General features: G+C 54.8%; 11 protein-coding genes. 6 read left to right on the top strand and 5 right to left on the bottom strand.

The genetic code is table 11. The features are described 5' to 3' along the window. Positions 1 to 3: 3 nt before the first annotated feature. Together ttdB and ttdA are read right to left on the bottom strand one after the other, a co-directional pair. Positions 4 to 609, bottom strand: coding sequence for a L(+)-tartrate dehydratase subunit beta (gene ttdB, locus LA337_19945; GenBank protein ID UBI15409.1), 606 nt, complete (start codon positions 607 to 609; stop codon positions 4 to 6). After that, the gene (ttdA, locus tag LA337_19940; protein UBI15408.1) at positions 606 to 1514 is read right to left on the bottom strand and encodes a L(+)-tartrate dehydratase subunit alpha; all 909 of its coding nucleotides are present in this window, start codon (positions 1512 to 1514) and stop codon (positions 606 to 608) included. The genes ttdB and ttdA overlap by 4 nt, the downstream gene beginning before the upstream one ends. 213 nt (positions 1515 to 1727) lie before the next feature. On the opposite strand from ttdA, the gene LA337_19935 reads away from it, so the two are divergent. After that, positions 1728 to 2669, top strand: coding sequence for a LysR family transcriptional regulator (locus LA337_19935; GenBank protein ID UBI15407.1), 942 nt, complete (start codon positions 1728 to 1730; stop codon positions 2667 to 2669). A gap of 31 nt (positions 2670 to 2700) precedes the next feature. Here the strand turns inward: LA337_19935 and plsY are convergent, their stop codons facing one another. Next, positions 2701 to 3318 (bottom strand): glycerol-3-phosphate 1-O-acyltransferase PlsY, encoded by a 618-nt coding sequence (gene plsY / locus LA337_19930; protein ID UBI15406.1) that lies wholly within the window; start codon positions 3316 to 3318, stop codon positions 2701 to 2703. A gap of 106 nt (positions 3319 to 3424) precedes the next feature. Here plsY and folB point away from each other — a divergent pair, with 106 nt between their 5' ends. Both folB and bacA read left to right on the top strand, forming a co-directional pair. Further along, positions 3425 to 3793: a bifunctional dihydroneopterin aldolase/7,8-dihydroneopterin epimerase gene (gene folB, locus LA337_19925; GenBank protein UBI15405.1), complete on the top strand. Its 369-nt coding sequence runs from the start codon at positions 3425 to 3427 to the stop codon at positions 3791 to 3793. A gap of 86 nt (positions 3794 to 3879) precedes the next feature. Continuing rightward, complete coding sequence (bacA, locus tag LA337_19920) at positions 3880 to 4698, top strand: undecaprenyl-diphosphate phosphatase (protein UBI15404.1); 819 nt, start codon at positions 3880 to 3882, stop codon at positions 4696 to 4698. A 61-nt stretch (positions 4699 to 4759) separates the two neighbouring features. Here the strand turns inward: bacA and LA337_19915 are convergent, their stop codons facing one another. Both LA337_19915 and LA337_19910 read right to left on the bottom strand, forming a co-directional pair. After that, complete coding sequence (locus LA337_19915) at positions 4760 to 6001, bottom strand: multifunctional CCA addition/repair protein (protein UBI15403.1); 1242 nt, start codon at positions 5999 to 6001, stop codon at positions 4760 to 4762. A 61-nt stretch (positions 6002 to 6062) separates the two neighbouring features. Next, positions 6063 to 6683, bottom strand: coding sequence for an SH3 domain-containing protein (locus tag LA337_19910; protein UBI15402.1), 621 nt, complete (start codon positions 6681 to 6683; stop codon positions 6063 to 6065). A 241-nt stretch (positions 6684 to 6924) separates the two neighbouring features. Between LA337_19910 and LA337_19905 the strand changes: the two genes are divergently transcribed. The 3 genes from LA337_19905 to hldE all read left to right on the top strand — a co-directional run bounded on the left by LA337_19905 (position 6925) and on the right by hldE (position 12651). Further along, a complete protein-coding gene (locus LA337_19905; GenBank protein UBI15401.1) occupies positions 6925 to 8226 on the top strand; it encodes an inorganic triphosphatase in 1302 nt (433 codons plus the stop codon). A 91-nt stretch (positions 8227 to 8317) separates the two neighbouring features. After that, complete coding sequence (gene glnE, locus LA337_19900; protein UBI15400.1) at positions 8318 to 11158, top strand: bifunctional [glutamate--ammonia ligase]-adenylyl-L-tyrosine phosphorylase/[glutamate--ammonia-ligase] adenylyltransferase; 2841 nt, start codon at positions 8318 to 8320, stop codon at positions 11156 to 11158. Positions 11159 to 11217: 59 nt separating this feature from the next. Continuing rightward, positions 11218 to 12651, top strand: a complete 1434-nt coding sequence (gene hldE / locus LA337_19895) for a bifunctional D-glycero-beta-D-manno-heptose-7-phosphate kinase/D-glycero-beta-D-manno-heptose 1-phosphate adenylyltransferase HldE (protein UBI15399.1) — start codon at positions 11218 to 11220, stop codon at positions 12649 to 12651. Positions 12652 to 12690 lie beyond the last annotated feature (39 nt).

Genomic DNA, 12690 nt, shown 5'->3' with positions numbered 1-12690 from the left:
GGGTTATTTGATGTAGTGCACGTGCTCGCAGATTTCATCGACGATAGGATCGCGACGTTCAGCGAACAGTTTTTTGTTTTCGGCGATCAGGTTGTTGCCGTGGGTATCGATGGAAACGATCAGCGGGCCGAACTCTTTTACCCGACACACCCACAGGGACTCCGGCATGCCGAGTTCCGTCCAGTGCACTTCTTCGATCTCCTCAACCTGGGTTGCCGCCACGACCGCGCAGCCTGCCGGGAAGATGACGTGCAGCGCTTTAAACTGCTGGCAGCCTTCTTCTGTCAGCGGTCCCATGCCGCCCTTGCCGACCACCAGCTTGACGCCAGTCTGTTCGATAAAGTCTTTCTCAAACGCTTCCATACGCATGCTGGTGGTTGGGCCGACGGAGACCATCTCCCATTTCTCACCGTTCTTACGTACGATTGGGCCTGCGTGGAAAATGGCTTTGCCGTTCAGGTCATAAGGAATCGGGCGCTTCAGTTCGATCAGGCGACGGTGGCAAACGTCACGGCAGGTCACCAGCGTACCCGTCAGGTAAATAACATCGCCAACGCGAATGTCTGCCAGATCTTCGGCTTTGATCGGGGTTGTGAGGATCTTTTTCATAACGCGCTCCGGGTGTGAGACAGGTTTTCGAAGGAGAGGTCTGCATGAACCAACAGCGTGCCGCGGCGGTGCGCCCAGCAGCCGGTAGAGACGGCAACGCCGATAGTCGACGGATGGCGTGCGGCGGATTCGATATGCACGCCCATTACCGAGCTATTCCCGGTCAACCCTTGTGGACCAATACCCAGACGGTTAAGCCCTTCTTCCAGACGCAGTTCCAGTTCGGCCGCTTTCGGATTCGGATGACGTGATCCGATAGGGCGCAGCACCGCTTTACGAGATAGAACAGCGGCGGTTTCTACGGAGGTGGCAATACCTACGCCCACCAGCACCGGCGGACAGGCGTTGACTGCCAGCGTGGAGATATTTTCGAAGACAAATTTCACCACGCCTTCGTAACCTTCAGAAGGCATTAACACTTTCGAGCGTCCCGGCAGCGTACAGCCGCCGCCTGCCATGTAGACTTCGATTTCCGCGTCATCATTATCAGGAATGATGTCCCAGGTGACCCACGGCACACCGGTACCGGTATTTTTGCCGGTATTCACTTCATCAAAAATCTCGACAGCGTTATGGCGCAACGGCGCTTTTACCGTGGCGTCTTCAACGGCCTGCTTCAGGATGCTTTGCAGTTCGCCGAGGAGTGGAAAACGGGAACCAACCTTCACAAAAAACATAATCTCGCCGGTGTCCTGACAGGCAGGACGGTTCAGGTCGATAGCCTTCTGCATGTTGTCAAACATGGTGTGGTAGATGATTTTACCCATCGGCGAGGTTTCGCCTTCACGCAGTTGCTTTAATTTATCCACGACGTCGTCGGGCATGCGGGTAGAAATCATGGCGGTAAAGTCCGCGACAATGTTCGTCAGCGTAGTTATCGCATTTTGGTTATTTTGATTGCTCATCTTGTTAACTCCAGTTCTTTTATTTGTCTGGAAATAAATTCTCCGTCACAAACTACCATTAAAAGTGTGGGTTTATATTATTTGCCACTGTGAATATCCAATTAACAGTTCGTGAATGATGTCCGGATAAGACAATAAAAATTGCGCAAAGGCAGGGTTTAATACGCATGAGGGAATTACACTGCGGTTAACAACATTACGGATCTACCGATCATGCTGAACACGTATCCCCTGGCGAAAGACCTGCAGGTGCTGGTCGAAATTGTGCGTAGCGGCAGCTTCAGCGCCGCCGCAGCGACGCTTGGCCAAACGCCGGCGTTTGTGACGAAACGCATTCAGATCCTTGAGGCCACGCTGGGAGCGACGCTGCTAAGCCGCTCTGCGCGCGGTGTGGCATTAACGGAGAGTGGTCAACGTTGCTATGAACATGCGCAGGCTATTCTTGCGGGCTATCAGCATCTGGTCGATGACGTCACGCAGCTCAAAACACGCCCGGCAGGGATGATTCGTATCGGCTGTAGCTTTGGTTTTGGGCGCAGTTATATTGCACCGGCAATTACCGAATTGATGCATAGCTATCCTGAATTACAGGTGCATTTTGAACTTTACGATCGGCAAATTGATTTGGCACAGGATAATATTGATTTGGATATTCGTATTAATGACGAAATTCCTGATTATTATATTGCGCATTTGTTAACGAAAAACAGAAGAATATTATGTGCAGCACCGATGTATTTACAAAAATACGGCAAACCGATGACGCTACAGGAATTAAGCCGGCATGATTGTCTGGTTACCAAAGAACGCGATATGACACACGGGGTGTGGGATCTGGATAACGGCAAGGAGAAAAAGTCGATCAAGGTAGCGGGTCATCTTTCCTCTAACAGCGGTGAGATTGTGCTGCAGTGGGCGCTTCAGGGGAAAGGGATTATGCTGCGTTCCGAATGGGACCTGCAGCCGTTTCTGGCAAGCGGTGAACTGGTGCGTGTGCTGCCGGACTATGCGCAAAGCGCCAATATCTGGGCGGTTTATCAGGAGCCGCTGTATCGCAGCGTGAAGCTGCGCGTGTGCGTGGAGTTTCTGGCGACGTGGTGTCAGAACCGATTAGGCAAACCGGTGGAGGGGTATCACATCCCTCACGCCGGATAAGACGCCGTCGCGTCGCTATCCGACATCGAAATCACTCGGGATCTCTTTCGCGCTTTTTCTTCAGCTTGGTCCAGATCTTTGGTTCCTGACGACGCCACAGACGCTGAATGTTGTCATGGTGACGTAGCAGAATTAAGCACGACAGCATAGACACCGGGAACGTGAACTGGGGATTGAACCACCAGACGTAGAAGGGGGCGATCAGCGCGCTGACGATAGCGCCTAACGACGAATAGCCGCTTAATAAGACGGTCAGCAGCCAGGTTCCGGCCATCACGCCGGTTAAGTCCCAACCAATCGGCGCAATTGCGCCAAAGGCGGTGGCAACGCCTTTCCCACCTTTAAAGCCGAAGAATACCGGCCAGATGTGTCCCAGACAGGCGGCGATCGCGATCAATCCCAGCCAGAAGGGGCTGACGCCTAGCGCATAGGCACCCCAGACGGGTAACATACCTTTCAGGACGTCGAAAATTAGTACCGCGACGGCGGCTCCCTTGCCACCAATGCGCAATACGTTCGTCGCGCCCGGATTCCCAGAGCCGCTGTCGCGCGGGTCCGGCAATCCAGCAAGGCGGCATACCAGAATAGCACTGGAAATTGAGCCACAGAGGTACGCGAAGATAATCATTCCAGGCGCGATTGCACTCATAAGCTGTTCCGTTTTGAAAATGTCGTGTAAAACGCTACTTCTGTGGATAATACGCATATTTCGCCGGAAGTGGTATCCGGGTTAGCCAAAAAGCAGGCAGGTCGTGATGGATATTGTATTTATAGAGCAACTTTCTGTAATCACCACTATTGGTGTTTACGACTGGGAACAAACGATCGAGCAACGATTGGTGTTCGATATCGAAATGGCGTGGGATAACCGCAAATCGGCTAAAAGCGATGATGTGGCTGATTGCCTGAGCTATGCTGATATTGCTCAAACGGTTGTTAATCATGTGGAAGGTGGGCGTTTTGCGTTGGTAGAACGCGTGGCGGAAGAGGTGGCGGATCTGCTGCTTAGCCGCTTTAATTCTCCCTGGGTACGGATCAAACTCAGTAAACCTGGCGCGGTAGCCCGTGCGGCGAACGTCGGGGTTATCATTGAGCGTGGCAATAATCTGAAAGAAAATAATTAATTTAATAATTTCTAAAACAAACGGGTATAAAAGGGTCCTTTCGTCGGCTCTTTTTTGCCGTGGTTTCTCTATCTAAGGGTTTATTAATGAGTGATATGCACTCGCTGCTGGTGGCGGCAATTTTGGGTGTGGTCGAAGGGTTGACGGAATTTTTACCCGTTTCCAGTACCGGCCATATGATTATTGTTGGCCACCTGCTGGGTTTTGAGGGTGACACCGCAAAAACTTTCGAGGTGGTAATCCAGCTAGGTTCTATTCTGGCAGTCGTGGTGATGTTCTGGCGACGTCTGTTTAGTTTGATTGGCATTCACTTCGGCAAAGCCCCGCATGAAGGTACTGGCAAAGGTCGACTGACGCTGGGACATATTCTGTTGGGGATGATCCCAGCCGTAGTGCTGGGGCTGATATTCCACGACACCATCAAATCGCTGTTTAACCCGATCAACGTGATGTATGCGCTGGTGGTAGGGGGCGTGCTGCTGATTGCCGCAGAATGCCTGAAGCCGAAAGAGCCGCGTGCGCCGGGTCTGGATGATATGACCTATCGGCAGGCGTTTATGATCGGCTGTTTCCAGTGTCTGGCCCTGTGGCCGGGCTTTTCTCGCTCCGGGGCGACGATTTCTGGCGGTATGCTGATGGGCGTGAGCCGTTACGCGGCGTCTGAGTTTTCTTTCCTGTTGGCCGTGCCGATGATGATGGGTGCAACGGCGCTGGATCTCTACAAGAGCTGGTCGTTTCTCAGCGCATCAGATATCCCGATGTTTGCCGTCGGTTTCGTGACGGCGTTTATCGTGGCGCTGGTAGCGATCAAAACCTTCCTGCAGCTGATTAAGCGTATCTCGTTCATTCCGTTTGCGATTTATCGCTTTGTTGTAGCGGCTGCCGTTTACGTCGTGTTCTTCTGATGACTTACCGTTGTGCCGGATGGCGGCGTTCCGCCTTATCCGGCCTACGGGTTATATCCGTTTAGGTGGTGGGTTTAGGGCAACGCTGCTCCTTCCAACATGCCACTGCCGCGATGCGACGCCGGGTCAGCTCCTCGCGAATAGCCTGACCTTTGAATCCCGCCTCAACGACGTCTTTCGTTGGCACCGCCTGCGCAACCCGCCAGGCTTCGCGCAACAGTCTGCCTTGCGGGTAATCCGCCGCTTCAAAACCGGTTCGCCCGCGTACGTCGGCCTCGCTGGTCAGGGCGATTTGCTCCACGCGCTGCGGTTTACGCCAGGCATCGATGGAATCAAACAGCTTAACGATGGTTTTTGGCTGCAGGATCGGGAAGGTATGAATGAGGTCGTGAAACTCGGCCACCAGTTTGGCTAAATCACGGATGTCATTCGGCACGCGCAGGCGCAGACACAGTTGCTCGACCAGCTTAACGCCAGCCGGACCGTGGCCGTGGTGGCGCGGCCACAGCGCTTTTGGCGTCAACGCCTTGCCAAGATCGTGGCACAGCGTGGCGAAACGCACGTCGACCTCCGGACTTAACATGGCTGCCATCGACAGCGTCATCAACGTGTGAATACCGGTATCGATTTCCGGGTGCCACTGAGCGGGCGCGGGAACGCCGAACAGAGCATCCACTTCCGGAAACAGAACGCGCAGTGCGCCGCAGTCGCGCAGGACCTGAAAAAATACCTGTGGGTTGCGGGTGGTTAATGCGCCTTCTGTTTCTTTCCACACCCGCTCTGGCGTCAGGTGTTCCAGTTCGCCAGCGTCGTTCATGTCGCGCATCAGCGTCATGGTTTCGTCAGCGATACGAAAGCCGAGGTGCGCATAGCGGGCAGCAAAGCGCGCCACGCGCAGCACGCGCAGCGGATCTTCGCTAAAGGCAGGAGAAACATGGCGCAGCAGACGCCTTTCCAGATCGTCGCGTCCGTTATACGGATCGATAATCTCTCCATCGTCACCGCGAGCGATTGCGTTGATAGTCAGGTCGCGCCGCTGAAGATCGGCCTCCAGCGTTACATCCGGCGCGGTGTAGCAGGTGAACCCGGTATACCCCGAACCGGATTTACGTTCGGTACGCGCCAGCGCATACTCTTCCCGGGTTTGCGGATGCAGAAACACGGGAAAATCGCGGCCTACCTGCTGGTAGCCCGCGTCGAGCATCTCTTGCGGCGTGGCGCCGACAACAACCCAATCTTTATCTTTAATCGGTAGCCCTAATAACGCATCCCGAACAGCACCACCGACCAGATAAATCTTCACGCCACTTTCCTTTTGAAATTATGATCTCTTAATCATATGTCAGTGTGGCGGAGAAGGCGATTCAGTTCATCCAGCGATCTTTGCGTTTACGGCTTGGGATCATGTGTGGCAGAACCAGACCGAGCAGCAGACCAAGACCCAGTACGCCGCCGCCGTACATGAACCACTGCATAATGATGGTGCGCTGTTTGTCATCAAGCTGAAGGTTGGCTGCGCTGACCTTCTTTTGCGCCACAATAAGCTCGTTCTTCAGCTTCTGGTTTTCTTGTTTCAGACCGTCGATCACGCTGTCGCTTTGCGATACTTTTTGCTGCATATCGGCGGTGCGCTGATTCCACGTGGTATCGATATTATTGAGCTTGTCGGTCAAGGTCTTAACCTGGCTTTCCAGATCGGGAACGCGGGTACGCAGGCTCGGCGTACTGTTCAGCTCTTTCAGCGGGATCCAGGCGGTACGACCGGTGCTGTCTTTCACCTGGCCGTAGTTAGTGTTGGCATCGGTCTGTAATAGCGTAACTTCCTCGCCGGCGTTAACCGTGCCCACGAGGCGATAATTATCTCCCGGACCGCTGCGGACCCAGGTGTTCAGTTCGTCAGAGACATAGCGCTTTTCTTCGGCATGAGAAACTGCAGTGGCGCTAAGTGCGAGTAAAGTTAATCCAATCAGGCGTAATTTTGGCATCAGGCTGTCGTTATTGTCATAGAAAGTGGAACGATAGTAGTGGCATCAGTGTCTCTACGCAAAGCATTCGACATCAATCGGAATCATCTGTGTCCTTTTAGCCACCACCCGAAACTTTTACGCCCGTCAAATTGCTCGTTGCATGGCAATTTGGCGCAAAATACTATCTACTGACCATAAAGAACGAACTTAGTTCGCAGTCAGTTTTCTCAACTGTGACATAACCCATAAGTACAAGACCATGGCCCAGGAAATCGAATTAAAATTTATCGTCAATAGTGATGCTGTAGATGCGCTACGTGAACGTCTGAATACGCTGGGGGGTGAGCATCATGCGCCCAGTCAGTTGCTGAATATCTACTACGAAACGCCGGATGCGTGGTTGCGTGGCCACGATATGGGGCTGCGTATTCGTGGTGAGAATGGTCATTACGAAATGACCATGAAAATTGCCGGACGGGTGACGGGCGGCCTGCATCAGCGGCCTGAATATAACGTTGCGCTAAACGCGCCAGAGCTGGATCTCGCTCTGTTCCCAACGGAAGTCTGGCCCGATGGCGAGCTGCCTGCTGAGCTTGCCTCTCAGGTGCAGCCGCTGTTCAGCACCGATTTTTATCGTGAGAAATGGCTCCTTGATGTTGACGGCAGTCGAATTGAAATGGCTCTCGACCTTGGGGAAGTGAAAGCGGGCGAGTTTGCTGAACCTATCTGTGAGCTTGAACTTGAACTGCTAAGCGGCGATACCCGTGCGGTATTGAAGCTGGCAAACCAGCTGGTTTCGCAAGCCGGCTTACGCCAGGGCAGTCTGAGTAAAGCGGCGCGTGGCTATCATCTGGCTCAGGGGAATGCGCCGCGTGAACTCAGACCTACGCGCATTTTGAAGGTTCCGGCGAAGGCGAGCATTGAGCAAGGGCTGGAAGCGGCGCTGGAGCTGGCATTATCACAGTGGCAGTACCATGAAGAGCTGTGGGTGCGCGGCGTCAAAGGAGCGAAAGCCGAGGTACTGGCGGCAATGGGCCTGGTGCGTCACATACTGATGCTGTTTGGCGGTAATGTGCCGCGAAAAGCGAGCGCTCACTTACGTGATTTGCTGACCCAGTCGGAAGCGGTCATGGCGTCGGATGTTTCTGCCGTTTCGGCGGTTTACAGCACGCAAACAGCAATGGCTAAACTGGCCCTGACCGAATGGCTGGTGACCAAAGGATGGCAGTCGTTCCTGGATGAGAAGGCGCAGGGCAAAATTGCCGACTCCTTTAAGCGTTTCTCAGATACTCATCTTTCGCGCCATGCCGCTGAACTGAAAACCGCTTTTGCTCAGCCGCTTGGCGATCAGTACGCCGATCAACTTCCACGCCTGACGCGCAATATTGATAGCATGCTGATGCTGGCGGGGTACTACGACGAAAATGTTGCCTCGGAATGGATCGCCAACTGGCAGGGTCTGCGTCACGCCATTGCGGCCAACCAATATATTGAAATTGAACACTTCCGCAACGAGGCAATCGCGCTGGAACCGTTCTGGCTGCATAGCGGTAAACGATAATCAGGGTTGAGACCGGGATGCCTGATGGCGCTGCGCTTATCAGGCCTATAAGGCCATACCTTGGGCCTCAATACGCAAAGGATGTCCATAAATGAAGCAGCTCTCTTCACCGTTACAGCAGTACTGGCCGACCGTTGTGGGGCGGCTGCCAGCAGCAATATCTGAGTCCTCGCTTAGCGTGCAGGCGAAGTCAGTGCTTACATTCAGTGATTTTGTCCGCGACAGCATTATTGCCCATCCCGAATGGCTGGTAGATCTGGAAAGCGCGCCCCCTCAGGCGGATGAGTGGCAACACTATGCCGACTGGTTACAGCAAGCATTGGCCGACGTCAGCGATGAAAACACGCTGATGCGCGAGCTACGCCTGTTTCGCCGTCACATCATGGTGCGCATCGCCTGGGCGCAGACGCTGTCGCTGGTGGCGGAAGAGAGTATTTTGCAGCAGTTAAGCCATCTGGCAGAAACGCTGATCGTCGCCGCGCGCGACTGGTTATACGCCGCCTGCTGTCGCGAGTGGGGAACGCCCTGTAATCCTGAAGGTGTTGCGCAGCCGCTGCTGATTTTAGGCATGGGGAAACTGGGCGGCGGCGAGCTGAATTTTTCCTCTGATATTGACCTGATTTTTGCCTGGCCGGAGCACGGCAGTACGCAAGGTGGGCGTCGCGAACTGGATAACGCGCAGTTCTTTACCCGTATGGGCCAGCGGCTCATCAAAGTGCTGGATCAGCCCACAATGGATGGGTTTGTTTATCGAGTGGATATGCGCTTACGTCCGTTTGGCGACAGCGGCCCGCTGGTGCTGAGCTTTTCCGCGCTGGAGGATTATTACCAGGAACAAGGGCGCGACTGGGAACGCTATGCGATGGTCAAAGCCCGCATTATGGGCGATTCCGATGGCACTTACGTCAGCGAGCTTCGCGCTATGCTGCGACCTTTTGTCTTCCGCCGCTATATTGATTTTAGCGTGATCCAGTCTCTGCGTAACATGAAAGGGATGATTGCCCGAGAAGTTCGCCGCCGTGGCCTGAAAGACAACATCAAGCTGGGGGCGGGCGGCATTCGTGAAATCGAATTTATCGTACAGGTATTCCAACTGATTCGAGGTGGGCGCGAGCCGTCGCTGCAATCCCGCTCGCTGTTACCGACGCTTAGCGCCATCAATGCGCTGCACCTGCTGTCAGATACCGACGCGGAACAACTGCGAGCAGCCTATCTCTATTTACGCCGCCTCGAAAACCTGCTGCAAAGCATCAATGATGAACAGACCCAAACGCTTCCTGGCGATGAACTGAATCGCGCGCGGCTGGCGTGGGGGATGAACGTCGATGACTGGCAGCAGTTAACCGATGTGCTGGCAAATCATATGAACAACGTGCGCCGGGTATTTAACGAGCTGATTGGCGATGACGAAGCTGAAACCCAGGAAGAGTCGCTCTCAGAACAATGGCGCGAACTGTGGCAGGACGCCTTGCAGGAAGATGACACCACGCCGGTGCTGACGCATCTGGCTGATGACGATCGCCGGCGCGTGCTGTCTCTGATTGCTGATTTCCGCAAAGAGCTGGATAAACGCACCATTGGCCCACGCGGACGGCAGGTGTTGGATCATTTAATGCCGCATCTGCTGAGCGATGTCTGTTCGCGTGACGACGCCTCGGTACCGCTGTCGCGCATTACACCACTGCTGGTGGGTATTGTGACCCGCACGACCTATCTGGAGCTGCTGAGCGAATTCCCCGGAGCGCTGAAGCACCTGATTTCGCTCTGTGCCGCCTCGCCGATGATCGCCAGCCAGCTGGCGCGGTATCCGCTGTTGCTCGATGAACTGCTGGATCCGAACACCCTGTATCAACCCACCGCGACGGACGCCTACCGTGATGAGTTACGCCAGTATTTGCTGCGCGTGCCGGAAGATGACGAAGAGCAGCAACTGGAAGCGCTGCGCCAGTTTAAGCAAACGCAGTTGTTGCGTATTGCCGCGGCTGATATCGCCGGAACGCTGCCGGTGATGAAGGTAAGCGATCACCTAACCTGGCTGGCGGAAGCTATTATTGATGCGGTAGTCCAGCAAGCGTGGATGCAGATGGTTGCTCGCTACGGGCAACCCACTCATCTTAGCGAACGCGAGGGGCGCGGTTTTGCCGTCGTCGGTTATGGCAAGCTGGGCGGCTGGGAGCTGGGATACAGCTCGGATCTCGATTTGATCTTCCTGCATGACTGTCCGATGGACGTGATGACGGACGGTGAGCGTGAGATTGACGGGCGACAGTTCTATCTGCGTTTGTCGCAGCGCATTATGCACCTTTTCAGCACCCGCACCTCGTCCGGTATTTTGTACGAAGTGGATGCGCGCCTGCGTCCGTCCGGCGCGGCGGGAATGCTGGTGACATCAACCGACGCCTTCGCCGATTACCAGCGCAACGAAGCCTGGACATGGGAACATCAGGCGCTGGTACGTGCGCGCGTGGTATACGGCGACCCGCGGTTGACCTCTCAGTTCGATGCGATTCGTCGCGATATCATGACCCTCGTTCGCGATGGCAAAACCTTGCAGACCGACGTGCGCGAAATGCGTGAGAAAATGCGTGCCCATTTGGGCAATAAGCATCGCGATCGTTTTGATATTAAAGCGGATGAAGGCGGTATCACCGACATTGAGTTTATTACGCAATATCTGGTGTTGCGCTATGCGCATGAAAAACCGAAGCTGACGCGCTGGTCGGATAACGTGCGCATTCTGGAGTTACTGGCGCAAAACGACATTATGGATGAGCAGGAAGCGCTGGCGCTTACTCGTGCTTATACGACGCTGCGTGATGAACTTCACCATCTTGCCTTGCAGGAGCTTCCGGGCCATGTGGCACCAGAGTGCTTTGAGGCTGAACGCACGCTGGTGCGCGACAGCTGGCAGAAGTGGCTGGTTGCCGAGTGAAGTGTGCTATTATCGCGCGCAAATTTTAAGACCCTCAGAGAATCTCTCAGGAGACAGGAATGAAAGTAACGCTGCCAGAGTTTGAACGTGCAGGAGTCATGGTTGTCGGTGATGTGATGCTGGATCGCTACTGGTACGGTCCTACCAGCCGTATTTCACCTGAAGCGCCGGTGCCGGTGGTGAAGGTTGATACCATCGAAGAACGTCCCGGTGGCGCAGCAAACGTGGCGATGAACATAGCCTCTCTGGGAGCGAATTCGCGTCTGGTGGGCCTGACCGGCATTGACGACGCGGCGCGTGCGCTGAGCAAAACGCTGGCGGATGTGAACGTAAAATGTGACTTCGTTTCCGTGCCCACTCATCCGACGATCACTAAACTGCGCGTACTTTCCCGTAACCAGCAACTGATTCGCCTGGATTTCGAAGAAGGCTTTGAAGGTGTGGATCCGCAGCCGCTGCACGAGCGTATTAACCAGGCGCTGGGGTCTATCGGCGCACTGGTACTCTCCGACTATGCCAAAGGCGCGCTGGCAAGCGTGCAGCAGATGATTGCGCTGGCGCGGAAGGCTGGAGTGCCGGTGCTTATCGATCCTAAAGGGACCGATTTTGAACGCTACCGTGGCGCAACGCTGCTGACGCCGAACCTGTCCGAGTTTGAAGCGGTAGCGGGCAAGTGCAAAAGCGAAGATGAACTGGTTGAGCGCGGCATGAAAGTGATTGCGGATTTTGACCTTTCCGCACTGCTGATCACGCGCTCCGAACAGGGGATGACGCTGCTGCAACCGGGCAAATCGCCGCTGCATATGCCGACGCAGGCGCAGGAAGTGTATGACGTGACCGGTGCGGGCGATACGGTTATTGGCGTGCTGGCGGCGACGCTGGCGGCGGGTAACACCCTGGAAGAAGCGTGCTATTTTGCTAACGCCGCAGCAGGCGTAGTCGTCGGTAAGCTGGGGACCTCCACCGTTTCTCCTATTGAACTGGAAAACGCCGTGCGCGGTCGGGCCGATACTGGCTTTGGCGTGATGAGCGAATCTGAGCTGAAACAGGCCGTTGCCAGCGCCCGCAAGCGCGGTGAGAAAGTGGTGATGACCAACGGCGTGTTCGACATCCTGCATGCGGGCCACGTTTCCTATCTGGCGAATGCGCGCAAGCTGGGCGATCGCCTGATCGTAGCGGTAAACAGCGATGCTTCGACCAAACGTCTGAAAGGCGAATCTCGCCCGGTCAATCCGCTGGAACAGCGTATGATCGTGCTGGGCGCGCTGGAGTCCGTCGACTGGGTGGTTTCTTTTGAAGAAGATACGCCGCAGCGTCTGATTGCCGGCATCCTGCCGGATCTGCTGGTCAAAGGCGGCGACTATAAGCCGGAAGATATTGCGGGCAGCGAAGAGGTGTGGGCGAACGGCGGTGAAGTGCTGGTGCTGAACTTCGAAGATGGCTGCTCAACGACCAATATCATCAAGAAGATCCAGAAAGACAGCGATAAGTAACACCTGGAAAGTTTGCCGGATGGCGGATAAAACGCGTCA

This window comes from Citrobacter europaeus, assembly GCA_020099315.1.
Taxonomy (GTDB): domain Bacteria; phylum Pseudomonadota; class Gammaproteobacteria; order Enterobacterales; family Enterobacteriaceae; genus Citrobacter; species Citrobacter europaeus.
Note: the sequence above shows the minus strand (reverse complement) of the source record. Positions and strands in the feature narration are given on the sequence as shown.

Coding starts and splice junctions, on each gene's coding strand:
- hldE (UBI15399.1), top strand. CDS start 11,218: ATGAAAGTAACGCTGCCAGAGTTTGAACGTGCAGGAGTCATGGTTGTC.
- bacA (UBI15404.1), top strand. CDS start 3,880: ATGAGTGATATGCACTCGCTGCTGGTGGCGGCAATTTTGGGTGTGGTC.
- glnE (UBI15400.1), top strand. CDS start 8,318: ATGAAGCAGCTCTCTTCACCGTTACAGCAGTACTGGCCGACCGTTGTG.
- ttdB (UBI15409.1), bottom strand. CDS start 609: ATGAAAAAGATCCTCACAACCCCGATCAAAGCCGAAGATCTGGCAGAC.
- ttdA (UBI15408.1), bottom strand. CDS start 1,514: ATGAGCAATCAAAATAACCAAAATGCGATAACTACGCTGACGAACATT.
- folB (UBI15405.1), top strand. CDS start 3,425: ATGGATATTGTATTTATAGAGCAACTTTCTGTAATCACCACTATTGGT.
- LA337_19905 (UBI15401.1), top strand. CDS start 6,925: ATGGCCCAGGAAATCGAATTAAAATTTATCGTCAATAGTGATGCTGTA.
- LA337_19910 (UBI15402.1), bottom strand. CDS start 6,683: ATGCCAAAATTACGCCTGATTGGATTAACTTTACTCGCACTTAGCGCC.
- LA337_19935 (UBI15407.1), top strand. CDS start 1,728: ATGCTGAACACGTATCCCCTGGCGAAAGACCTGCAGGTGCTGGTCGAA.
- plsY (UBI15406.1), bottom strand. CDS start 3,318: ATGAGTGCAATCGCGCCTGGAATGATTATCTTCGCGTACCTCTGTGGC.